The sequence below is a fragment of the Helicobacter fennelliae genome, assembly GCF_900451005.1.
Taxonomy (GTDB): domain Bacteria; phylum Campylobacterota; class Campylobacteria; order Campylobacterales; family Helicobacteraceae; genus Helicobacter_B; species Helicobacter_B fennelliae.
In genome coordinates, this window is sequence record NZ_UGIB01000001.1 from 669,168 (window position 1) to 693,919 (window position 24,752).

Here is a 24,752-nt window from a genome sequence, read left to right on the forward strand (position 1 = left end):
AAAATAGAGCGGTGATAAAAAGCTAGAATCTAGGTTGTTTTAGAATCTAGAATCTAATCTAAATTTGGAATCTATTTGGATTCTAGCTCTCACCATCAAGCTAAAGCAATCTACAAATTTACCCAAAAGCTAGAATCTAAAACACAAAAAGGCAAAATATGATAAAAATCGGACTGATCGACTATGGTGCGGGCAATCTAGGAAGTGTGCGCAATGCGTTTGGGTTTTTGGGCTATGAGGTTTGCCTCGCACAAAGTGCGGATTCTCTTTCTTCTTTTGATAAGCTTGTTTTGCCCGGCGTTGGCGCATTTGGCGATGTGATGCAGATCATCAAAGACAAAGGCTTTGATGAGGCGATGAGAGATTATGCCAAAAGTGGGCGGTATTTGCTTGGGATTTGTCTAGGAATGCAGCTTTTGTTTGAAAAAAGTTATGAGTTTGGCGAGCATAATGGGCTTGGGTTTTTAAGAGGCGAGGTTGTGCCTTTTGCTCATGCGCCAAAGATTCCGCACATCGGTTGGAATCAATGCTTTTTTACACCAAATGGCGCGCAACACAAGCTTTTGGCGCAGCTAAAAAATGGTGAGTATTTATACTTTGTGCATTCATTTCATGCAAATGTAGCACAATATAGCGATGAGTTACTGATGTGCTGCGAATATGGCGATAGATTTCCAGCTATTGTAGGTAAAGACAATATTTTGGGGATCCAGCCTCACCCTGAAAAATCACACAAAGCAGGCTTGCAGATTCTACAAAATTTTATACAACTTTGAATTTTTAAGATAGAATGCGAATTTTGATTTTGAGATGAAAGGAGTGTTAATGAGTGATAAATTGCTAGACTTTGTCGGGGGGGGGGCAAATATTATTGGCTCTTTGTAGCTATTTGTGCTTTTTTGATTGTTTATAAATCAAGTATGCCATTTGTGAGTGGAGATGATATTTATTTTTATGGCATGCTTTTGACTCAAGGTAGTCTGTGGCACGGGCTTGGTATGGATATGGGGAGATTTTTTCCACTTGCTGGGTGGAATCATAGCCTTGTAGCTGCTTTTTCGATTAATCCTTATGTTTTAATGCTTGGCAATGCTTTTATATTTGTGATTACAGCGATTTGCTTTTATGTTTTGGGACGCAAGATCGGCGCTCAGCCAAAATGGATTCTACTCTTTCTTGCAATATTTGCCCTTAGTGTCGGGTATATCAAAATAACTACACAAATTGTCTTTCCTGAACTCACGCAAATTATGTTTCTTTGTTTGTTTTTAGTCTGTGCGTATTATTTTTATAGTGCATGTGCTACAAATGCTTTTTGGCATTGTATCGTATTTGGGGTATTGGCTGTGTGCTTTGGTAATGCCTGTCTTTATCTCAAAGAAGTGAGTTTGGTGTTTATTGGTGGGTTTGGGGCTTGTCATTTGGTATTGGGCTATATCAAGTTTGCAAAAGAGCGCAAATTTGGCTTGCAGAATCTACAAAGCCAAATACTTAAAGATTCGCAAACTCTGCATTTCTCAACATCTACTTGCATATTTGATAGTGTGCTTATTTTGTCTGCTTTGATATTTTTGGGATTATATGCGTATTTTACGGCTAATGCTTCAAGTAGCTATGCACAATTGAGCGTTTTTAGCCCTTTACGCACATTGATTGTTTCTGTGTTTGCTACACCTATGCTTAGTATTGCTTTGCCTTGCATGATTGTTTTTAGATTCTATAAGATTATGTGGAAAAAGGACACAATCTCTGTATTTTGGGATAGCGTGGCATTGATTGCGATGGCATATTTTATAGCATTTTTGGTGCTAGGAATGGCAAGTTTTCATTATTTTATGCCTGCAACTATTTTGGCTTGTTTGTATGCTGTATTTATCATAAAGCTTTATGGCAAGAATCTCAAAAATAGTTTTATCGCTTGGATTCTAGGTATTTTGGTTGGTTTTATTTTGATTGCAAATACCATTCCTCAAGGTGTGCATTATTTTAGTGTCAATAAAATCCAAGCCAGAAACACACAAGAGACGATGGATTTTCTCGCTTCATATATCACAAAATCTCCAAAAAAAGTTACGATATATTTTGATGGATTTTGCAGAGGGCTTGATAAATGTTATTATTCCTGGCAGTATAAGGCTATTTTTGATATTTTGCCTTTGGTTTATGGTGTGGATAATTTTGATATAAAATCCAAAGAATCAAATGGCAAAAACTTCACGCTTCAATCAAGCTCACCTTTAAGCTTTTTTAATTCAGATGATGTGAGCGAGCCACAAAGTGGTGATTTGATTGTGCTAAGTTATTTGAGTGAAAAGCCTATGGATAGCGATTATATTGACTCCATGATAGCACATAATGAATTGCTCTTTGCCACACATAATAGTGGCTATATACCTGCGTATAATCTCATGAGCTTTGGTGCTTTGGTGTTGCAGCATTTTGGTATCAAACATTCGATGAGTAATTTTGGCAATCCTTTGCGATTGCCATCGCAGATGTATGTGTTACGCGTGCGTTAAATCGTGCGTTAAATTATGTTTGCATAGAGGCTAGATTCTAGCTTTTAGATTCTAGGGATATTATTTGCTTTTTGCTAGAATCTCGCATTGAGATATTGGCATATTAAGGTGGCAAGTTATGAATATCGCATTTTTTGACTTCGATGGCACAATCACTAAACAAGATAGTTTGTTTTTGTTTGTGTGTTTTGCTGTGGGGAGAAAGAGACTATATCTTGGGCTACTCTCGAAGTTTTGGGTATTGCTTGGGTATATGTGTGGATTGTATAGCAATACCTACGCTAAGCAAGAGCTTATGCGATATTTTTTTGGTGGGTTGAAGCAGAGTGATTTTCTTGCGTTATGTGAGGCGTTTTTGCCTACTTTGGAGTCGATCCTTAAAAGTTCTGCAATCAAGCGCATACAATGGCACAAAAATCGTGGCGATGAGGTTGTAGTCGTGAGTGCGAGCTTTGAGGCATATCTTTTGCCTTTGTGTAAAAAGCTAGGAGTGGCTTGCATAGGCACAAAGCTAGAATCTAAAAATGGCATTTTAAGTGGTAATATCGCTGGGGAAAACTGCTATGGAAGCCAAAAAGCAATCAGAATCAAAGCCAAATATAATCTCGCGCAATACACCAAAATCTATGCCTATGGCGACACAAAGGGCGATACGCAAATGCTTTTACTTGCCACTTCTGATGAGTATAGATTTTATAGATTTTTTCATTAGGGTTTGTTTTATAGAATCTAATTTCTCTTTTTGCTTCTTTTTTAGGGTAAGAATGTAGTAATCCAAAATCTATTTTTAGATTCTAGAATTTGATTCTAGAATTTATAGAAGTAAAAAAATTTACCCCCATGAGAGCCAAAAATGAGAAAAATATACACACAATATATCAAACAATTTATCACCTTCCATCGCCCTAGCAAAAGAATTAAGATAGAGTATGGTATTTTCAATTTAGATTTTGCATTTTTTAATTAACGCAATCAATAGGGAGTTTAGAGGGGAGTTAAGAGTGAGAGCAAAAGCGGGCAGACGATGAAAAATCCTAGAAAATACCTTGTTTTTGTCGGTGATAGGACAAAAGACAATCAAAATGCAATAAACAATAAAAGTGAGAGGTTGGATTTTGAATTACAAAAAGTCAAACCAAAAAACTCTCACATCACGATTGCTTCGATAGGATTTTCTTCACTCATCACGACAAAAATCGAGCATTTTTCCTCGCCTTATGCCCAAGATATGACAAATGCGCTATATCATCATTGTATCCAAAATGGCGTTTTTAGCCCTGATGAGCAATATATACTCACTTATGCAGAGCTTGCACCCAAGCATTATCAAGTCTTTGGTATGCGACTTTGTGATGCAAAAGCCCAAATGCTTATCCCGCATATATTTTTGCCATTAGCACTAAAGAATCCTCATGGTATTTTTATGATTGAGAATTGGCTTTGTCTCTATCAAGATAAACAGCTCGTGTATGATTATTATTGCAATGATTTGCACGATCTCTCAAGCTGTCTTACTTTTTTGCGCACAATGTATGATATACAGGGTGATATACTGATGTATAAAGGTGGCTGGATAACTCAAGCACAAAGTTTGCAGGAGCCGCAAGATCCGCAAGATTTACAAGAGCCACGCGCGCAAGAAGCCTTGCTTGATGTGCAATACAAAGAAATCCAAGAGAGCATAGAGAGATTGAGTTTAGATTTTGGGGCATTGGCTTTGGAGCAAAAAGTAAAGCTTACCCCACTTTATAATGACTCACACAAAAGCATTTATCACACCAAAAGCTTTTGGAATCTCATCAAAATCGTAGGCTGTTGTGCCACCATAGCACTTTTTCCGCTTGCAAAAGCACTCTATGCGCACCATATCCACACGCAAGCACAAGAAATGGCACTTTTTAATCAACAACTTCAAAGCACCCTTGCTACCAAAAAATCTACACTTTCGCAATTACCACAAAAAATCGCTACAATCGATCAAAACATCACGACCTTGCAAAATATACACACTAAATACATTCCACGACTAAAAATACTCTCCTATATCTCAAGTGTGGCAAGCAGAAATTTTGCGTGGATTACGAGATTTGATCTTAAGGGTGATTTGGAGCGGGGCGATGTAGTCGTTGAAATGGGCGTGCATTCTCAAAAGCAAGATCATCTCTCAAAGCTTGTGTATGAGTTTGAGCGCGCCAATGAAGTGCAGGTTTTGGATTTTGAAAGCATAAGTGAAGATGCGTGCAATGCAAAACTTGTGCTAAGGTTTTTCAATGCGTAGGGCATTTTTTAGGCTTGATTATTTTCTCTCTCAAAAAACCAAACGCGAACAAATGATTATATTTGCTCTTCCTATTCTTATATTTATAGGAATAATTTTTATATTTATAACTCCACATATTGATGAGATGTATCAGCACAACAAAGCCTTGCTTGATACCCAAAAACAGCTCGCTTCTACACTATCAGAAGCCAATACTGATTTGCTTTTACAAGAGCTTGATACAACCCTTCAAGACAAAAAAGGATTGTTTGAGCAGCTCAAAGCCAAATCCACAACAAATCAAGCCCTGCTTACAGCCCTATCACCATTGACTCAAAATATCAACACAACAAAGCAGAATCTATTTATTTATGCAAGTGGCGATGTGGATATGCTTGAGGAGATTTTAGAGGAGATTGAAAAGCGGCATTTTGTATTTATCGAGAATCTCAATCTCAATGCGTATTTTTCAAGTGATTTGGAGATGAAATTTGAGGTGATGAATTTTGGCGAGAGATTTTGGAGATGAGAAGTTTTGGTGTAAGAGGTTGGAGATGAAGTGCATAGTGTGTGGTTTGCATAGCGCGTATGGCGTGCTTATTTTGCTTTGTGTAGCAAGTTTTGCATTTGGCTATGAAGCAGATTCTCTTTTGCGATCCCCACTTCAAGAAAATTACAGAATCTATGCAGTGTTTGGGCAAAAAGAAATGGATTTGCAAGTTGAGGCGGTTTTAAACAATAAAGCCCTCATACACAATAAATGGTATCGCGTGGGCGACAAAATAGGAACTTTTTATCTTCAGCATATACGAAGCGATGAGATTGTGCTTATAGACAAAAAAATGGAGCAAAAAATAATCAAGCTCAAAAAAGGAAACCTGCGATGATAGGGCTTGTGAATGGATTTGTGCGGGGTGTTTTTGTATGTTTGGTATGTGTGGTGGCTTTGTTTGGGGAGGTTTGTGGAGGTAGGGTTTTTACGCTCTCAAGCAAGCCAAATCTCAATGCGCGTATGCTTTTAGAAGAAATCGCCTTTGAATGCGCCCTTACATTGTCGTATGAATACCGCGCTCAAGAAGCCCTTGATACGACAAAAGTGATTTTTAATTTTCGCGACAAAAAAATCTCAGACATTCTCTCAATCATCGCAAAATCAAGCGATACGCATTATGAAATAGAAAATGAACTCATTAGATTCTCGCACCTTCAGACAAAAACCTTTCACATTAACTACATCTCAACTGCGCGCGTAGGAAGTAGCAATACAGATGTCGTCTATGGGCAAGAATCCCAATCCCAATACCTCAATCCCTACCAAAATCAAATCATCAATCAAAACTATCAAAGCCCTTATGATGACGCGCAAGCAAAAGCCCTTCATCAAGGAACGCAAAATCCAATGTTTGGCAAAAGTGGCACAAAAATTTATTCTATTGATGAGCTAAATTTTTGGGGTGAGCTTGAAAATGAGCTGATTCCAATCATTTATCAAGAAGAAGATAGCTACAACCCAAAGCACCCTAGAATCATCATCAACAAAGGAGCTGGACTTATCACAATCAGCGCGACAAACGCACAACTCAAACGCGCAGAAGAATACATTGATATGCTTAAAGAGCGGCTTAGCAAACAAGTGCAAATTGATGTGCAGATTTTCACAATCGATCATTCTGATATAAACACAACAGGCATTAATTGGGGCAAACTCTATGAGCTTGGTATCAATACCCAAAGCACAAACCCGCCACTTCTAAGCGCGCAAACAGGCGGGTTAAATTATGGCGTGTATTTGTTTGGGCAGAATCTTTCAATCGGGCAAATTATTCAGTTTTTGGGAGAATATGGCAATATCAAATCTATCTCAAATCCAAAAATTATTACACTCAATAATCAGCCAGCTATAATTTCCGTGGGCAATGTTTTGCGCTATTCGCAAAGTCTTATCTATCAAACCTCAACTAATTCAAGCACGATCCAAAATACAGGCTATCAGTATCCAAGCGTATTTAGCGGAGTTTTGCTTGATGTAACGCCATCAATCAAAGGCAATGAAGTGATTTTAAAAATCAACCCCTCAATCACAGCGACAAAAGATTCTTTTATCGAGAATCAATCAAGCGCGCTCTCTGCCCCGCCTAATCTCTCAACAAATCAGCTCTCATCAATCGTGCGTATTCAAGATAAGCAAAAGGTGGTTTTGGGAGGATTGATAAGCGAAAATAGCACAATCACGCGCAAAAAGATTCCGATACTTGGCTCGATTCCGGTTTTGAAATATCTCTTTTCATACAAAAAAACAATCAAGCAAAAAAGAGAAATGGTTATTGTCATCACGCCAACAATTATCACAGATTTTACTGAAGCAGAAATGCCAGCGTTAGAGGAGTTTGCAGAGGATTTTTCACAAGAGCAATCGCAAGAAAAAGTGCAAGAAAAGCCACAAAATAAATCACAAAAGAACAAAACATAAGACAAAGTGAAACAAGCAAAAATATGAAACAGCACATTATAAATCTTAAAAATAATCTCAAAAACATAAATAAATTTGGTGGATTATCGGCTAGATTCTGCGTATATTTGGGTTTTGTGTATGGGGTTTTTGTGAGCGCGACAAAGCATACAAAAATCTTTGCCAAACATCACATTCCGCAAATCCTTATTGCCTGCTCGTTTATCGTGGGATTGATAAGTGTGTTTGTGTTTGGCTACAAAGTCGGCACAGAATCTAGCCTAGCACAAAGCCACATAAAGCATTCATTTGCTTTTATGCAGGCTATGCCACGTGATATGATCCAATCACAAGCCACCCAATATCTCCAACAACGTCAAACCCAAAAAACTCCACAAGATCTGCAAGAGATTCTGCCACTAGCCCCGCAAACACCCACAAACAAAGCAGAATCTAAACCCATTATGCCTGCATTCAATCAAGATGAAAGTATAATAAGCGGAAATCTCACTTATCATAATGCACTCTCTATCGCAAGAAATAATCTCAATAATGGCGATTTTAATCGAGCGAGAATCTGGATTTATCGTGCATATCAGATTGAAAGCACCAAAGAAGTATGGGATTTGTTTTTGCGCTCATATCAAGAAGATAGCCATACCAAAAACGAGCAAAAACTCCAAGCTACAAAGCTCTATCATCAAGCAAAGCGGTATTATGGATTTTAGAATGGATTTTGACAATAGTGCGCATGATGAGATTTTGGGGGTTGATTTATGGAGCTTCTGCCCGCATAAAGCATTGAGTGATTTGCTTTCTTTTGAGCTTGCAAGTAAGCTTAGAGCCTTTGTGTATAGCGTTGATGGGCAGACTTTGTGTATTGTTATGCAAAATCCTTTTGATGAGAAAGCAAAACAGGTTTTATTACATAAATTTAGCCATTTATGCAAAAAAATCATCATAGCCAAAGAGAGTGGTTCGCATTTTGCGTGGATACTGCAAGCATTGCAATTTGTGGAGCGGTTTTATACATCTAAAGACATCTCACAAATGCTAGATTTTGTGCTGCAAGAAGGGATTAGATTCCAAGCAAGTGATATACATATAGAGACAAAGCCTGATTTTGCAAGCATTCGGTTTCGCATAGATGGCTATTTGCGCGAGATAGGCAGAATCTATTTAGAGGATTTCACACAGCTAGCAAGCAAGATAAAGCTAGAATCTAAACTCGACATCACAGAATCTAGACTTCCGCAAGATGGACGCTATAATCGCAACTTCAATGGCATAGATTATGATTTTCGTATCTCGTGCGTGCCACTTTTTGGCGGAGAATCCATAGTGATAAGGATTCTCTATAAGCATAATAAAACAATTACTCTGCAATCTTTAGGCATAAATCCACATATTTTAGAGCAACTCAAAATCGCTATCCAAAAAAAGAATGGCTTAATCCTTATCACAGGACCCACAGGAAGCGGTAAATCAACGACAATTTATGCCCTGCTTGAAGAGCTAAAAAGTCTGCAAAAAAAGATTATCACATTAGAAGATCCTATCGAGTATCAAATCAAGCTTGCAACACAAATCCAAATCAATCCTGATATTGGATTCTCGTTTGTTGAGGCGTTGCGAAGTGTATTGCGTCAAGATCCAGATATTATTATGGTAGGTGAGATTCGCGATAGGCAAACACTTGATCTCGCACTCAATGCGTCTTTGACGGGGCATTTGGTGATAGCGAGTTTGCATAGTAATGATTGTATCTCCACGCTTGATCGGCTTTTTGAAATGGGCGCACAGCATAGCATTATAGCAACAAGTCTGCTTTGTGTAGTCGCTCAAAGGCTTGTAGGGAGGCTTTGTCCGCATTGCAAAGTCGCGTTTGAGGGTGGCTTTGTAGCAAAAGGTTGTGAATCTTGCAATGGGATAGGCATAGTCGGCAGAGAAGTGGTGTGTGAGTGTATGTTTATCGATAAGCAAATGCGCGATCTCATCATCGAGCATAAATCCATACGAGCGCACACTGCAAATATCGCAACACTCAAAGATGATGCTAAGCTTAAAAAAGATATAATTGACTACAAAGAAATAGAGCAGATAGAATAATACAATAGCGTGAAATAGATTAAATGAGCGTAGGGGATTGGATTGCAAAACATCAAAAAAGCAAAAAAAGAGGCAAACAATAGAGCTGATACAAAAAAAATACATATTGGATTCTATCGTGCTGCTGCAATTGGTGATATTCTTATTGCGATAAATGCCATTTATGCGATTAAAGCAATCTATGCCCCCCCCCCCAATTCACTTAGTTGTTTATACAAATCTCTATGGAAAAGATTTGTTTAGTGGGCTTGATATTGATGAAATAGTCGTTATGGATAATATGTCTGCCGAACAGATACGCGCACATATAAACGCGCAATGTTTTAATTATTTTATCATGACACAGCCAAACCGCTGGCGGTGCAAAATAGTCGGCAATACAAATGCCAAAAACATCATTAGCTTCATCGCTTCAGGGAGTTGGTTTCGGCTAAATTTTCATAATATTTTCATCTCTAAGAGCTTTAGTAAGATTCCGCATTATCAGCGACTTTTAAGGCTTGTGAGGGAGATAAATCCTAGAATCTATGATGAGCGTATAAAATCCATTGACTTCTCAAATGCAAAACTCAAACCCAAAGCGCACAATATCAAAAACGCCAAAGACTTTCTCGCACAAATTCCTCAGAAAACAAAAATAATGCTAAATCCTTTTGTGCGAAGCACATTTAATAATCTCACGTTTGAGGGCTGGATAGAGCTTACAAAGATTTTGAGTGCAAAGTATTTAGATTTTGGCTTTGTCATTAATGCAAGCTTTAATGGAGGCAGGGAGATTCCGCACATCGCGGATAATGTGTATCTATTTATCAATAATGATGATTTATTTAATCTTGTTGCGTTGCTTGAAAATATGGATTTACTCATTGCTCCAAGCACAGGCACAATGCACTTTGCAAATAATCTCAATATACCAAGCATAGGGCTTTATTCAAAGACTGATTGTGCTTTGTGGGTGGGTGAAAATATGGATAAAAACCGCTTAGTTTTGCTTAATAAAACCACCAAGGAAATAACACCAAAAGAAGAAGAGCAAATCATACAAGAAGTATGCAAAAAGGTCGAGGAATTTTTCGCAAACCGCTAGAATCTATAAGAGCCCAAGAGTTTATACAGCAGAATCTAGCAGAATCTAAAAATCTAGATTCTATTTAATTTGTATTTACTTTAAGATTTTTTTCAATATTACAAAGCTATAATTTTGAGAACTAGCAAGATTCTAGTTAGGGAGTTACACAACTAAACAACAACACAACCAAACTAAAGGAAAGCACCAATGAACAAAAAAATGTCTATTGGTATTGTCATTGCAATTTTTATCGTGGGCTTTATTGTTGGAAATATCGCTTACAATCTCTATAACGCAAAGGTTTTGAGCTATTTAACAAGCGATTCTGCGGCATGCAATAACTGCCATGTGATGAATGAAGTCTTTAATGATCACTCCAAAAGCCCTCACAAAGATGTAGTGTGTATTGATTGCCATCTTCCGCATTCATTTATCGCCAAATGGATTGGCAAAGCGCAAAGTGGGCTAGGGCATGCATATTATTTCACTTTTGATAAAAATCTTCCGACACACTTTAGTGCAAATCAACACACAAAAAAATGGGTGCAGGATAATTGTATCCGCTGTCATGGAGATTATGCGACAAATGCGATTAACCCAACGACAAACAAAAATCACAGCCAAAATGCCCTAAATTGCGTATCGTGCCATCAGAATGTAGGGCATTTGCGGGATTTTTAATGTCAATTTCAATTCAATAAAGGAGAGCGTATGAATAAAAAATACTTGTGGGGATTGATTATAGTTGCCATATTAGTAGGCTTTGTGGCTGCTTATATCGGCGCAGATGTAGCTGAGAAAAAAGGCGAGCAAGTAGCTTTAAATACATTTTCGACTCAAGGGCTTAGCGATGATGATCCTCGCTTTGATGTATGGGGCAAAAATTTTCCTCATCACCTTGATATGTATCTTAGCGGTGCTAAAGAGCCTCTTGAAGCGACAGATTTTGGCGGGAATCTCTCATACAATAAGCTTGATAGATTTCCGCAACTCGTGATTATGTGGGCTGGATATGCTTTTGCCAAAGATTTCAATGAAGAGCGCAATCACTTTTTTATCCAATCCGATCAGATGAAAACAGGGCGCAATAATAAAGATTTGCTTAATGCTTCAGGATTGAAGGCATTTGGCGGACAACCCACAGCATGTATGAACTGCCATAGTGGTTGGACTCCATGGCTTATCAATAATGTCGCAAATGGTGATTTTACGACATTTAATAGCACAAAATATTGGACAATGATAAAAAATGTCCCACTCAAAGACAATCAAGCTCCAGATAGCCCAGAGCATACAGGACTTCATGGTGGGACAAGAATGGGGCTTACTTGTGCGGACTGCCACTCACCAACTGATATGAGTTTGCGCATTACGCGTCCAGCATTAGTCAATGCACTTGTATCGCGAGGCTATGAAGTAGATAAAGATCATGGGATCAAAGCCTCACGACAAGAGATGAGGACTTTTGTCTGCTCTCAATGCCATGTGGAATATTACTTTAAACCAACAGGCACAAAAGTCAAAGTCATGGGCGAGAGTATCGCTAATAATCCAAATGCAAAATGGCTTGATGGCACACAAAAAACTTATGAGCAGATTGATTATTGGCGAGGTGATAATAAACCAACTCAAATTGAAGTCGCAGGGCTTAACCTTACGTTTCCTTGGAGTGAATGGAAAAAAGGCGAGCCATTTAAAATAGAAATGCTTGATGAATATTATGAAAAAGTCAAAGATATTTTTCCTTCTGATTGGATACATAAAGATACAAAAGCACCGATGATTAAAATCCAGCATCCAGAAACAGAGCTTGCAAGTGGCGGAATCCACGCTCAAAATAATGTAAGCTGTGCAGATTGCCATATGCCTTATACAAGAAAGGGTGCAAATAAGCTTAGCGAGCACAACATAGGCTCACCACTCAAAAACATCAATGCTTCGTGCAAATCCTGCCATAGCCAAAGTGAGGAATATCTCAAGACGCAAGTCTCAAATATCCAAAATTCTATCGCTTCAATGCAAAGAAGTGCGGAATACGCGATTGTAAGCCTTATTTTTGACATCAAAAAAGTGCGCGAAGAAATGGGTAAAATGCCAAAATACCAAACAGACGGCAAGGCTGATGATGCAAAAATATCTAAAACTTTAGAAAAAGTGCTTGATTTACACAGAAAATCTCAAATGAGAGCGGATTTTGTCAATGCTGAAAACTCCACAGGATTCCACAATCCGCTTGAGGCTTCAAGGATTATGGGGCAGTCTATCGCTATGGCAAAAGAAGGACAGACTCTTTTGGTCGCACTTGCTGCAAAAGATGGTATCACAATCACGCCTTCAAATTTGGGATTCAAAGATATACAAAAATTTGCACCGGGTGAGTTGCGTTATCCAGTCGATATGGACGGACATAAAAAAGGCGATGCGTATTATGAAGATGAGCCAGAAGTAAATAAGGCTCCAGATAAAAAGCTCTTAGAGCTTGATAGCAACCTCTCTCCTTATAACTACTCAAAAGTAGATTCTCCTGTATCAGCGCACTAGAGCGATACAGAATCTCACACAAAATCCTACAAGCCAATCTTTGATTGGTTTGTGCTTCTATTATGCTAAAGTGTGGCAAAGACAAATATAAAAATCATTTAAGAAGGCATTAGAAAACATTAGAAAATATGAGAGTTTAGAAGATTTTTTGCTTTGGTAAAAAGCGAAGCCCGATACTCACAAAACCCATTTTTCCGCTAAAGGCATTGCCATAAGTAGAATCTATTTGCACAATGTCTTGCACCAGCCAAGTGCGTAGCCCAACTTGATACAAAAGCGGCTCAAATCGCGTATAGTAAGTCTCTGCGACAAGATATGTTTTTCTTTTGTAAAGCGCGATTTCAGCACCTATACCTGCTGTATATATGGAGTTTTTGAGCTCTGAGAGATTGTAGCCGACATTGAGGTGTGTTACAAGCCTTGCATCAAAAAATTCAACGCTTGCAGGGAGATAAAAATATATATCATCGCTTTTGCTTGTGGCGGAGAATTTGTAGAGATTGCCTACTGATATGCCTATGCCCCAGCCTTTTTCATCGGTATTGACAAAAAGCTTTTTGAGTTGAAATTGCGCAGAATGCGTTTGAATGCCAATCATTGCGCCGAGTGTGAGTTCTGTATTCCATAAGAAATTGCACGCAGGCAATGCCCAGAATTCTGATTGTTCATTGACTTTGATATAGCTCTCAAGCTGACAATGATGTCTATCAACAACTCTTGCATCATCTGTGAGAAATGGTCTTGCTGCATATACATAAGTTATACTAAGCAAAGAGCCAAGCAAATAGATTTTTGATATATGCAAAATTTTCATTTTGTCCTCCTTTTTATTTTCCTTTTTATCGTGTTTGGCTTGTTTTGTTGCCTTATTTGCTTATTTGGCGGGCTAATTGTAGCACCTTTGAGAATGTATCGCGCCAAAGACTTAGAGTAAGATTCTCATAAAGGTGTATATTTTAAACATTATTTGTATTTAGTATATTTTGTGTGTCATTATATGTGCCTTTGATTGCAGGTATCCTCTTAAGAATCTAATTAATACAATATTGTTAATTTTGCTATATAATACTCCACACCATTTTAGGAGGTCAATTATGGGACTATATGATAGAAATTACACAGCACAAGATAGAAACATCGGTGCAGTTGGAGCATTTGCTGATGAGAATGCGCTTGTTTCATTTGTAAAAACCACTTATAAATTTTTGGCAGCAAGCTTACTATTTGCGACAATCGGTGCTCTTGTAGGGTTTATGTATTTTGATGTGGTAACTCAGCCGGGCGTGCGTATCGGACTTTTTATCGCAGAAATCGCAACGTTATTGGGGCTTATGTTTTTGCGCTCTTCACCCGGGCTTAATGTAGCACTTTTGTTTATTTTTACGACTCTTACAGGCGTAGTGCTTGTGCCTTTGCTTGGGCTTGTGATAGCCAAAGACGGCGTAAGCGTGGTATGGCAAGCATTTGGAATGACTACGATTATTTTTGGTGTGATGAGTTTGTTTGCACTCAAGACAAAAGCTGATCTTAGCCAATATGGCAAAATGCTTTTTATCGCGCTCATCGTGATTCTTGTTTGCTCGATTATTAATATATTTTTGGGAAGCACACTTTTCCATACGCTTATCGCTGCGGGAATTGTAGTTTTGTTTAGTATTTATATCGCTTATGATACACAAAATATCGTTCGAGGACTTTATGAAAGCCCAGTGATTGCTGCTATAAGCTTGTATCTTGATATATACAATATCTTTACAGCACTTCTTTCTTTGCTATCAAGCGATGATTGATTTATCACCACATCACTAAATATCACTACAAACTTACACAATCGTGAGAATCTAAATTCTCACGATAACTCTTTGGATTCTTTTGGTTTTAATATTATTTTGAGTTAATCCCTGCTAAAGTTGTGCTTTAAAATAAATCACCAGTAAGGCAAAACTATGGATTTTGAAAGTATTATTCAACACCTTTATGCAGACAATCTTACAAAAACCACTATCGAGCAAGGCAAAAAATTTGAAAAGCTTATAAAAAAGATTCTGCAAATCTGCCCGCAATTTAGTAGCGAATACAAAGATGTGTATTTATGGAGTGAGTTTAGCGATAGATTTGGTATTAGAGCCAAAGATATGGGTATAGACATCATGATAGAGACTTACGATAGTAAATGGATAAGTGTGCAGTGCAAATGCTATGATCCGACGCACAAGTTAGCCACAAAAGATCTTAAAAACTTTCTAGGTATCAATACAATTTATAAAAATAGTGAATTCAATGGTAGTCAAGAGGTTTTTTGTGAGATAAGCCAAAAGCTTATATTCCATACTTGCAAGCAGATAAGCACAGACTTACCAAAAGCTCTAGCCCAGAGCACACATAGTCTAAGCAAGGAGCCAAAGATATGGGGGTATTTTGATTTAGAAAATCTAGATCTTGATTGGCAAAAGTTTGATATAAACCATATCGATTCTTTGCACTCCAAAGCCAAAAAAGCCCTTCGCCCTCATCAGATACAAGCTTTAGAATCCATAAAGCGACATTTTCTTGAATGCCAACATTCTCGTGGCAAAGTTATAATGGCTTGTGGCACGGGCAAAAGTTTGCTCTCTATCCGCACAATAGATTCTATGGTGCAAAATGGTGAGATAGCCTTAGTCCTAGCCCCAAGTCTTGCGCTTATCAATCAACTCATCAAAGAATTCTTTGCCCAATCTGAGACACTGCCTAAAGATTATGCCTTGCTTGCAGTATGTTCTGATAGTAGGGTTGGGCGAGATCAAAAATCCTTAAACAACGACAAAGATTCTGAGGATTTAAAAGAAGATGAATTGCTTATTCCGCCTACCACAGATTCTGTTACTCTAGCTAAAGTGATTGCCACAAAGCTTGATTTGCCACTCCGCACACAAGCCACAAATACCGATGATATAGCGTTTCTAGCCCCCCCCCCCAAACGAGCTTCATAGCTTAGATTCTCATAATCCAAACACTTCAAACAAACAAGATTCTGTAAATAAACCAAAAATTATTATATTTTCTACTTACCAATCAATCGATGTAATCATAGAAGCCCAAAAGCTATTCTCTCAGCAAATTAGACTCATCATAAATGATGAAGCACATCGCACCGCGGGCGTTCAGAAACTTGACAAAGATGGCAATACAAAAGATCTAAGTGTATGGCAAAAAACTCACGATAATGATTTAATCAACGCACAATATCGCCTCTATCTCACCGCAACCCCCAGAATCTACAATGACAAAACCAAAGAAAATGCTAGCAAAAAAGCTCAAGAAGTCGGAAATAATGAGGATTTATTGCTGTTTTCTATGGACGATGAAAAGTTATTTGGCACAACTATTTATGAGCTTAGATTCCATAAGGCTATCCAAGATGGGTTATTGAGTGATTATCGTGTGATTGTAAGTGTGATTAGCGAGAGTATGGCTGCAAAATATCTAGGTGAGATCACCAAAGCAAGAGAAAATAGTAAGCTTGACCTCTATGATGCAGGGCAGATGATAGGATTTGTCAATGCTATCAAGAAGCGCAAAATAACGTTTATTGACACAGACTATGGCACAAGCGAAGAGTATTTTGATGATGCTAAGCCTATGAGGCGGGCTGTGGCGTTTTATTCTACGATTAGAAATTCCAAATTTGCCACAGAGAATTTCAAAAAAATCTCTCACGATATAGAATGCAACCATATCGATGGCACACATAATGCCTATGAAAAAACCCAAAAGCTCCATTGGCTTGCAGGAGAAGATATAGAAGAGATAGAAGAGGATATAGAAGATGATGCAAGCGAGAGTCAAGCAAGCGATCCATCATGTCGGGTGCTTTGTAATGCTAAATGCCTAACTGAAGGCATAGATGTGCCAAATCTTGATGCGGTGGCGTTTTTTCAGCCAAGGGGAAGTGTGGTTGATGTGGTGCAGGCAGTAGGGCGTGCGATACGAAAAGCAGAGGGCAAAAGCTATGGGTATGTGATCTTGCCTGTGGTGCTTACAGAAGATGAGCTACAAAGCATAGATTCTGCCCTAAAAAGCAAAAAATTCAATGTGATTTGGGAAGCCCTCAAGGCTTTGCGAAGCCATGATGAGAGGCTGATAGATTCTGCTAGGATAAATGAAGTAGTTTCTGTGATTGGCGAAAGTGGTAGCGGGAGGGAAGCGATAGAAGCGACCCTTTTCACGCTCGATGAGCTTACAGAAGCGATGAAAAGCGTGATACCAAAGAAATTAGGCGATTTAGAATATTGGGAGCAATACGCCCTAAAAGTCGGCGATATTATGCGTAAGCTTAGCCTTCGTATAAAAGGCTTAACAGAGCAAAATCCAGACATCGCTAATCTTTTTTCACGATTTTGTAAATCTTTGCAGAGCAATCTTAATGCCAGCTTTGATATAGACGAGGCTATCACGCTCATCGCACAGCATATCATCACAAAGCCGATTTTTGAGTGTATATTTCCAGACTTGGACTTTAGCAGGTTTGATAAAGTAAGCCACGAGCTTGACAAGCTCTACACCACACTTCTAGATTTTGGGCTTGCTAGTGAGACAAAGATTTTAGAGGAGTTTTATACGAGTGTGCGTTCAAACGCAGAATTTGCCAAAAGCGATAAATCCAAACAAGAGCTCATCAAAAATCTTTATAACACACTTTTTAAAGAAGCATTCAAAAAAACCCAAGAAAAGCTAGGCATAGTCTATACACCAATCGAAGTGGTGGATTTTATCATCTATTCGCTAGAATTTGTGCTAAATACACACTTTGGCAAATCCTTAGGTGATACACATATCAATATCTACGATCCATTTACAGGCACAGGCACTTTTATCACGCGACTTATCCAAAGTGGCTTGCTAGATTCTAATCTATCTTACAAATACAAAAACGAACTCTGGGCAAATGAGATCACTTTGCTAGGCTACTACATCGCTCAAATCAATATCACTGCCACAATGCACCAAAGAATGCAACACCTAGCAGAATCTACAAACTCTCATTCTGAAGAAGTGCGAAGCGCAACTGAAGAATCCATAAATCCAGAAAAAGATTCTAAAATGCGCAACCAGTCATTGCGAGCAAGGCAGAAGCTAAGCGCGGCAATCCAGAATCTAGACGCTGACAATATGGATTCTTCGCTTTCTACATTCCCTCAGAATGACAACAATATCAGCGATGATAGCGATGACAAAAACGACAAGAGAGCAAGTGATTTTATCTTGCTTGATAATCTTTTATTTACCGATACATTTAGCTCATATACGCCAGATTCTAGAGGATTTCGCGGAGAAGTCAAACAGCTCAATCTCCAAATCCCTGAATACCTTGCCAAAAACTATGCCAAAATCCAAGAGCTCAAGCAAGCGGAATTTAAAGTGATACTAAGCAACCCGCCATATTCAGCTGGGCAAAATAGCGCAAATGATGATAATAAAAACACCTCTTACCCAGCATTAGAAAAACGCATAGCAGACACTTACCAAGCAAAAAGCCTAGCCACAAAGTCTAAAAACACAAGCTATGACACTCTTAAAATGGCTATCCGTTACGCTACGGATAGGATAGAAAGCAAAGGCGTAGTCGCCTTTGTAACAAATGGTTCTTTTATTGACAGCAATAGCGATGATGGTTTGCGGGCGTGTTTGCAGAGCGAGTTTGATTATATTTATATCTTTAATCTTCGTGGAAACGCAAGACTACAAGGCGAAGCTAGACAAAAGGAAGGTGGTGGAGTTTTTGGCAGCGGCTCACGCACCCCTGTGGCGATTTCTATTTTAGTAAAATGCGACAAGCAATCATCGCAAAATTCTTGTCATACTGACTTGTCTTGTCATACTGAACGTAGCGAAGTATCCAAAAACAATGACAGAGATTCTTCGGTCGCTTCGCTCCCTCAGAATGACAACAGAGAAAAAACTCAAAATGACAATAAAAAAGCAAAAATTTATTATTACGACATAGGTGATTATTTAGACCGCCAAAGCAAGCTTAATATCATTTCAAATTTCAAATCCATCGAGGGCATAGAAAAGGCGGGCAAATTCACGCTGATTACGCCAAATAAAGATTATGATTGGATAAACCAAAGGGATTATTCTTATATGAAATTTATATCTATGGGAGATTCGAGCCACAAGCTCAAACCACTACCTAAAATCAACGGCAAAATTCAACTTGAAATTTTTGAAATTTTCTCACAAGGTGTTGTAACAGGCAAAGATGCTTGGGCGTTTAATTTTTCAAAGGAAAATTTAAGTAAAAATATCCAACTCTGTCTTAATACTTACAACAGCGAAAGAGAAAAATTAGCACAAAATCCAAATTACCAACTTTCAAGCGATTTAACAAAAGTTACTTGGGGCGGAAGTTTGCGAAAAAGGGTGCAAAGTAATTATGAACTTCAATTTAATGAAAGCAAAATTAAAGAATGTTTATATCGCCCTTTTAATAAAGAGTGGATTTATTATGACAATGGCTATAACCATAGCCATTATCAGCTGGATAAAATTTATCCAGCTGATAATTATACAAATTTAGTTATTTGCGTGAATGATAGAGGTGGCGGCGAATTTGGCTCGCTGATATTAAATCAAATTTGTGATTTACATTTATTTTCGCAAACACAATGTTTCCCGCTGTATTATTACGAAAAAATCGAGCCAGACCAAGCAAAGAATTTGTTTGACAAAAGTGAAGTAAATGGCAATGACACTTACCGCCGCAAAGACGCCATAAGAGACGAAGCCTTAAAAGAAGTGCAAAAAATTTATAAAGATGAGAGTATCACCAAAGAAGATATTTTTTATTATATTTACGCGCTACTCAATCACAAAACTTATAAAGAAAAATACAGAGATAATCTAAGCAAAATGTTGCCAAGATTGCCATTTATGCAGGATTTTAGGGGCTTTGAGAAAGCAGGTAGAGAGCTAGCAGAGCTTCATCTTAATTATGAAAGCTATGTGGCAGAATCTAGCGCGATTTTGACACTGCGAAGCGAGATAGATAATATCGAGCAAGCGCTCAAGGGCAGTTTATTTGAGAGAGATTCTCTCTTTAGAGTAAAAGCACAGATAGAAGCACTCAGTGATGAGGATTTCTATATCAAAAAGCTTGCCTTTGGCAAAGATGGCAAAAAAGTGCAAAAAAATAGAATCTATCTCAATGAAAAGCTTGCTATCATCAATATCCCACAAAGCGCACACGAATACATCGTAAATGGCAGAAGTGCTATCGAATGGATAATTGATAGGTATCAAATCAAAATCTACACAAACAGCCAGATTGAAAATAATCCAAATGAATATGAAGCTGAGAATGGCGCATTAAAAGGGCTTAAAGGTGGGCGATATGTGGCTTCGCTCCTCCTTAGCGTGATAGAAATGAGTGCGCGCACAATGGAGATTTTAGACGCCATGCCAGAATATAAGAGCTTAGATTCTCACTGATTTTCACTCGATTCTCATTTGTGGATTCTAGAATAGATTCTGGTTTGATTCCCTCTGAATTCTTCGGCAAGCCTAAATATGACGAGGGTGGCAAAATATTTTGTCCTAGATTCTAGAATCTAAGCTTTTTTGCTTATTTACAAAATCTAAACAAACTAAAATAAAATGCGCAAGAATCACTCTTAATAATAAAATCTTTTTTTGATTTCATTGATAATTGTTGTGATGTTTGGGGTTTTGTGATGTTTGCGATATTTGTGAAAGAAAAATTTTTTATTATCTGTGCGTTTGAAATTCTTTTTTTCAAATTCCAAAAACGTTTGCATAACCTCATCTACGCTCACACAATGTTTCATAAGGTGATTGTCAATGAGGTATTTATCATGATAGAGCCACAAAGAGCGCGTAGAAATCGTAGGAATCCCCAAAAAGCAAGCCTCTAAATTCATCGTGCCACCGCCACCAATAAGCATATCAATATATGGATAAAACTCCTCGACAAAAAGCTTTTCTTTGAGGATAGTGATACGATGAAAGTGATGAAATCTTTGTATATCGCTTTCATAGCGCGGAATGATAATAATATTTGCCTTATTGTTTGTCGCTAAACTCTCAAGCGCATCATAGAGCACACTAAGATGTTGCTTGACATAATGCGCTTTGTATTCTTCCTCTCTAGCAAGGATTATGGGTTTTTCATCAAAGCCAAACTTTAGTCGCAGAGGGTTTTTGGATTCTGTCTTTGGTGGAATTTGCGTAAGCCACAACGCGACATCGATAAAATCATACGAGATGATATTTTTAGATTCTATGCCAAATGCTTTATAGACAGATTTTGGCACTACAAAAGGGTGAAAAATAAGCGTCGAGAGCGGAAGTGTTAGTCTTGAGAGAATAGTTATATCGCTTGGCTTAAATCGATATGAAGCAATCGGCGTATCAGAAAAATGCACGATTGGGATACCAAGCCCAAAGGCACTTTGCGCCCCATCAGCACTTGCACCTGTGATAAACAACTTTGGCAATCCAATTTTTTCAAAAAGCTTTAAAAACTCCTCTTGGCGCGCAAGTCGTGCTTTGAATTTATCTTTGATGTCCTTTCCGCCATATCCGCCGATACACAATGCTTTGATATTAAATTTTTGTAATAAAATCGCGCATTCTTCATAGCCTTGACTTTTGCGGGTTGTGATGATGAGAGAATCTAGGGTTTTGAGATGAGGAATGAGCTCACGAAAAAATAGCGCGTATTTTGGGTCGGTGATGTCAATCCAAATCATTTCTACTCTTTTTGTTTTGTATTGTCTTATTTTGGTTTATTCTTGCGAGAGGATAAATTGCGCCATTTCGACAATGCGGTTTGAATACCCCCATTCATTATCATACCAAGCCATAATTTTTGCCATATTATCTAGGCTAAATGTCAAATCTTTGGCGACAATTGCACTTCGGCTATCGCCCACAAAATCACTACTCACGCCAAATTCCTCATCAATGCCTAAGATTCCTTTGAGTGCGCCTTTGGATTCTGCGATAAAGAGATCATTGAGTGTTTTTGCATCGACACTTTTAGCAAGATAAGCATTTAAATCCACCATAGAAACATCGGCTATGGGGACTCTAAGGCTGTGTCCGTGGATTTTATCTTTGAGTGAGGGGATAACCTTATAAAGTGCTTTTGCCACGCCTGTGCTTGTAGGTATGATATTAATCGCTGCGGCACGTGATCGTCGTTTGTCGCTATGATGAGGGACATCTAAGAGATTCTGATCGTTTGTGTAGCTGTGAATCGTGCTTAAAGTGGCTTTTTGGATTCCAAATTCTCGCTCCAAAATCATAGCAATTGGCGCAAGGCAGTTTGTCGTGCAGGAGGCATTGGAGATGATACGCTCACCTTTATAATCCTGCGCATTCACGCCAAGCACAAATGTTTTGGTATCATCAATAGCTGGGGCTGATATGATAACTTTTTTGACGCCTTTTTGGAGATGATGCGCACTTGAAGCAGAATCTAAAAATTTACCACTTGATTCTATCACGACATCAGCTCCCAAACTTCCAAAATCAAGCTCATTTGGATTGGCGCACGCAAATAAAGGAATGCGCTGCGGTTGCAGTTGTGATTGTGCGCGTGAGTGTGTATGATGCGTATGATGTAGATTCTGCGGATTTGGCGATGTGATCGGTGTATTTGGCGCGATATGAAGCATTTGTCCCTCGCACCAGACTTTGGCATCAAGTGCTCCATGCATAGAATCTTTTTGAAAAAGATAGGCTAGATTCTGATGATTAGCAATGTCATTAATGCCGACAATCTCAATGCCTTCTTTTTGAAGAATCACACGCGCTATACATCTGCCTAATCTTCCAAATCCATTGATAGCGACTTTCATTCTTTAGACTCCTTGCCCTTGCGTTCAAAATATCGCAAAAGTATCAAAAATTTGTGGCATTTTACATTATTTATACACAAAAAGCGCGCCATATACAAAAACCTTTCACATTGCTTTGTTGCTTGTATTGATTTAATGCTCGGCTCAATACAAACGTAATCACAACGCAATCCTTAAAGCCACACAAAACCATAATAGCAGATTTGTGCGGATTTGTGATTTATTTGATTGACTTGATGTATTGGATAATTTTATGAGTTTGTGCAATCGCTGTGGCAATCGATGCGCCGGATTTAAATAAAATATCTCCAGCTACAAAAATACCTTGTATTGAGGTTTCAAAGTTTTCATTGACTATTGGAATGCTGTTTTCATCAGTTTGGATATTGCATTTTTTCAAAAAATCAACCGGCGAAGAACCGCCAATAGCATAAATCGCGCGATCAAAAACTTCACTTGTCCCATCAGTAAAATGAACTTTTATCCTGCCATTTTCATCGCTAAGCTCGGTGATGTCAATCCCTAATTTTGCTTTGAGCTTGCCACTTTCAAGCTGTTTTTTGAGCTCAATATCATTGGTTTCGTTGATTCTGCTAAAGCTCTCGCGACGATAGTTTAGTGTTGTATCATGCGTGTTGGCTAATTCGCATGCGTATTCCACAGCGGAGTTTCCACCACCTACAACGAGAATCTTTTCGCCCTCTTGCAAGCTTGAGAGATTATAATTGACTTTGCGTAAAAGCGTTGAGGGTATTTTGTAGATTGGTTTATTTGGCTGACCCATTTTGCCTATGGTAACGATCACAAAGCGCGCATAATATGTGCGATTACCCCCTGTTTGTATCAAAAACTCACCATTTGCTTCTTTTTTGATACTCTCAACATCACTTTCATACGCGACATCAATCTTATGCTCTGTAAGGAGATTCTCAAACAATTCAAGCGTGAGTTCTTTATTGCTATCTTGAAACTCAATCGTGCCTTCTAGCTCTACGCGCGTCCCTTTGTAATCCCTATCCACGCGCTTTCCATCTTTATAAAACTTTCGCAAAGTCGCATTGTGTTGTGCGGTTTTTTCAAACAAAATAATATTGTCAATTCCTCCCACCTTTGCCTCCACACAAGCTCCTATACCACCCGGACCAGCTCCTATAATTGCAACATCGTAAATATGTTTCATTTCTTCTCCTTTTAATGACATTTTGTATGCAAAATTGAGATCTTCCTCATTATCAAAAAGTGCCCCATGTGTCATTTTGACAGCATCGTCAAATTGCCCACTTTTAAGTCCCCATAAAAACACAACCAACCCTATAAGCCCGATAATAATCGAAACAATTAGCATAATGGTTAGAATTGGCGTATTCATATTATTCCTAAAAATGGTAAAAATTTTTCGATACTTAAGCCTAGCGCGCTAGATTCTAGCCCTTTTTGAAAAAGAATATATTTTTTATGGAATCCCTCAACCATAACACAACCAGCTTTTCCTTGCCATTGCATAGAATCTAAATAAGCTTGCATATCATTTTTGTCAAAATGTTTAAGTTTGAAACTTGTCTCACTCAAGTCATAAAACTCACCCTTATGGCTTTTGTATCCCATAGCTGTAAAAATATATAGAATCTTTCCGCTTTGAAATTCTAGCATATCTTTGGCAAGCTTGAGATTTTTAGCTTTGCGCTGCATCACTCCATCGACACATACCACACTATCAGCAGCCATGATCCCTCGCGCAAGCCCTGCTTGCCCCAGATTCTCACAAGCACACAAAAGCTTTCCTATGCACGCCTGCCAGACAAATGATTTGGGCTTATCACAAATGATAGAATCCTCATCAAATCCGCTTTCGACTTGTTTAAATTCTATATGATGCTGTCGCAAAATCTCTGCGCGCACGCTTGAAGTGCTTGCTAAAATCATTTCTTTATGCCTTTTT

20 protein-coding genes and 1 pseudogene are annotated in these 24,752 nt (G+C 38.3%); 16 read left to right on the plus strand and 5 right to left on the minus strand.

Annotated elements, in window-relative coordinates; genetic code table 11:
• Positions 1–158 precede the first annotated feature (158 nt).
• From hisH to DY109_RS03315, 12 genes are all read left to right on the plus strand, one after another.
• Positions 159–776, plus strand: coding sequence for an imidazole glycerol phosphate synthase subunit HisH (gene hisH, locus DY109_RS03265; protein ID WP_023949303.1), 618 nt, complete (start codon positions 159–161; stop codon positions 774–776).
• A 123-nt stretch (positions 777–899) separates the two neighbouring features.
• The gene (locus DY109_RS03270) at positions 900–2,519 is read left to right on the plus strand and encodes a hypothetical protein (RefSeq protein ID WP_147291162.1); all 1,620 of its coding nucleotides are present in this window, start codon (positions 900–902) and stop codon (positions 2,517–2,519) included.
• A 118-nt stretch (positions 2,520–2,637) separates the two neighbouring features.
• Positions 2,638–3,231, plus strand: coding sequence for an HAD family hydrolase (locus DY109_RS03275; RefSeq protein ID WP_023949299.1), 594 nt, complete (start codon positions 2,638–2,640; stop codon positions 3,229–3,231).
• 312 nt (positions 3,232–3,543) lie between these two features.
• Entirely contained in the window at positions 3,544–4,797 is a 1,254-nt protein-coding gene (locus DY109_RS03280) for a hypothetical protein (RefSeq protein ID WP_023949295.1), read from the plus strand.
• Positions 4,790–5,308 (plus strand): hypothetical protein, encoded by a 519-nt coding sequence (locus DY109_RS03285; RefSeq protein ID WP_023949294.1) that lies wholly within the window; start codon positions 4,790–4,792, stop codon positions 5,306–5,308. The genes DY109_RS03280 and DY109_RS03285 overlap by 8 nt, the downstream gene beginning before the upstream one ends.
• A gap of 25 nt (positions 5,309–5,333) precedes the next feature.
• Positions 5,334–5,666 (plus strand): hypothetical protein, encoded by a 333-nt coding sequence (locus DY109_RS03290; protein WP_034550182.1) that lies wholly within the window; start codon positions 5,334–5,336, stop codon positions 5,664–5,666.
• Complete coding sequence (mshL, locus tag DY109_RS03295) at positions 5,663–7,249, plus strand: pilus (MSHA type) biogenesis protein MshL (protein WP_023949292.1); 1,587 nt, start codon at positions 5,663–5,665, stop codon at positions 7,247–7,249. Before DY109_RS03290 ends, mshL begins: the two co-directional genes overlap by 4 nt.
• A 23-nt stretch (positions 7,250–7,272) precedes the next feature.
• Positions 7,273–7,956, plus strand: coding sequence for a hypothetical protein (locus DY109_RS11855; RefSeq protein ID WP_023949291.1), 684 nt, complete (start codon positions 7,273–7,275; stop codon positions 7,954–7,956).
• A gap of 322 nt (positions 7,957–8,278) precedes the next feature.
• The gene (locus DY109_RS03300) at positions 8,279–9,337 is read left to right on the plus strand and encodes a GspE/PulE family protein (RefSeq protein ID WP_235148597.1); all 1,059 of its coding nucleotides are present in this window, start codon (positions 8,279–8,281) and stop codon (positions 9,335–9,337) included.
• A 154-nt stretch (positions 9,338–9,491) separates the two neighbouring features.
• Positions 9,492–10,424, plus strand: a complete 933-nt coding sequence (locus DY109_RS03305; RefSeq protein ID WP_115737763.1) for a glycosyltransferase family 9 protein — start codon at positions 9,492–9,494, stop codon at positions 10,422–10,424.
• A gap of 189 nt (positions 10,425–10,613) precedes the next feature.
• On the plus strand, positions 10,614–11,087 hold the full coding sequence (gene nrfH, locus DY109_RS03310; protein ID WP_023949287.1) for a cytochrome c nitrite reductase small subunit: 474 nt from the start codon (positions 10,614–10,616) through the stop codon (positions 11,085–11,087).
• 30 nt (positions 11,088–11,117) lie between these two features.
• Positions 11,118–12,947, plus strand: coding sequence for an ammonia-forming cytochrome c nitrite reductase subunit c552 (locus DY109_RS03315; protein ID WP_023949286.1), 1,830 nt, complete (start codon positions 11,118–11,120; stop codon positions 12,945–12,947).
• A 136-nt stretch (positions 12,948–13,083) separates the two neighbouring features.
• On the opposite strand, the gene DY109_RS03320 is transcribed toward DY109_RS03315, so the two are convergent.
• Entirely contained in the window at positions 13,084–13,761 is a 678-nt protein-coding gene (locus DY109_RS03320; protein WP_023949284.1) for a hypothetical protein, read from the minus strand.
• 280 nt (positions 13,762–14,041) lie between these two features.
• Between DY109_RS03320 and DY109_RS03325 the strand changes: the two genes are divergently transcribed.
• The 4 genes and pseudogenes from DY109_RS03325 to DY109_RS11865 all read left to right on the plus strand — a co-directional run bounded on the left by DY109_RS03325 (position 14,042) and on the right by DY109_RS11865 (position 20,420).
• The gene (locus tag DY109_RS03325) at positions 14,042–14,737 is read left to right on the plus strand and encodes a Bax inhibitor-1/YccA family protein (protein WP_023949280.1); all 696 of its coding nucleotides are present in this window, start codon (positions 14,042–14,044) and stop codon (positions 14,735–14,737) included.
• 156 nt (positions 14,738–14,893) lie between these two features.
• Positions 14,894–15,919: a restriction endonuclease gene (locus tag DY109_RS03330; RefSeq protein WP_115737764.1), complete on the plus strand. Its 1,026-nt coding sequence runs from the start codon at positions 14,894–14,896 to the stop codon at positions 15,917–15,919.
• Positions 15,920–15,965: 46 nt separating this feature from the next.
• A pseudogene (locus tag DY109_RS12315) lies at positions 15,966–16,190 on the plus strand (DEAD/DEAH box helicase family protein); the annotation flags it as partial.
• A gap of 81 nt (positions 16,191–16,271) precedes the next feature.
• Positions 16,272–20,420 (plus strand): type ISP restriction/modification enzyme, encoded by a 4,149-nt coding sequence (locus DY109_RS11865; protein ID WP_244916629.1) that lies wholly within the window; start codon positions 16,272–16,274, stop codon positions 20,418–20,420.
• 182 nt (positions 20,421–20,602) lie between these two features.
• Here DY109_RS11865 and DY109_RS03340 read toward each other — a convergent pair whose 3' ends face one another.
• The 4 genes from DY109_RS03340 to maf all read right to left on the minus strand — a co-directional run bounded on the left by DY109_RS03340 (position 20,603) and on the right by maf (position 24,736).
• Complete coding sequence (locus tag DY109_RS03340) at positions 20,603–21,700, minus strand: DUF354 domain-containing protein (RefSeq protein ID WP_023949276.1); 1,098 nt, start codon at positions 21,698–21,700, stop codon at positions 20,603–20,605.
• 36 nt (positions 21,701–21,736) lie between these two features.
• Positions 21,737–22,813 (minus strand): type I glyceraldehyde-3-phosphate dehydrogenase, encoded by a 1,077-nt coding sequence (gap, locus tag DY109_RS03345; protein ID WP_023949274.1) that lies wholly within the window; start codon positions 22,811–22,813, stop codon positions 21,737–21,739.
• Between the two features lie 220 nt (positions 22,814–23,033).
• Complete coding sequence (gene ccoS / locus DY109_RS03350) at positions 23,034–24,182, minus strand: cbb3-type cytochrome oxidase assembly protein CcoS (protein WP_023949271.1); 1,149 nt, start codon at positions 24,180–24,182, stop codon at positions 23,034–23,036.
• Complete coding sequence (maf, locus tag DY109_RS03355; protein WP_023949270.1) at positions 24,179–24,736, minus strand: septum formation inhibitor Maf; 558 nt, start codon at positions 24,734–24,736, stop codon at positions 24,179–24,181. Before maf ends, ccoS begins: the two co-directional genes overlap by 4 nt.
• Between the last annotated feature and the right edge of the window lie 16 nt (positions 24,737–24,752).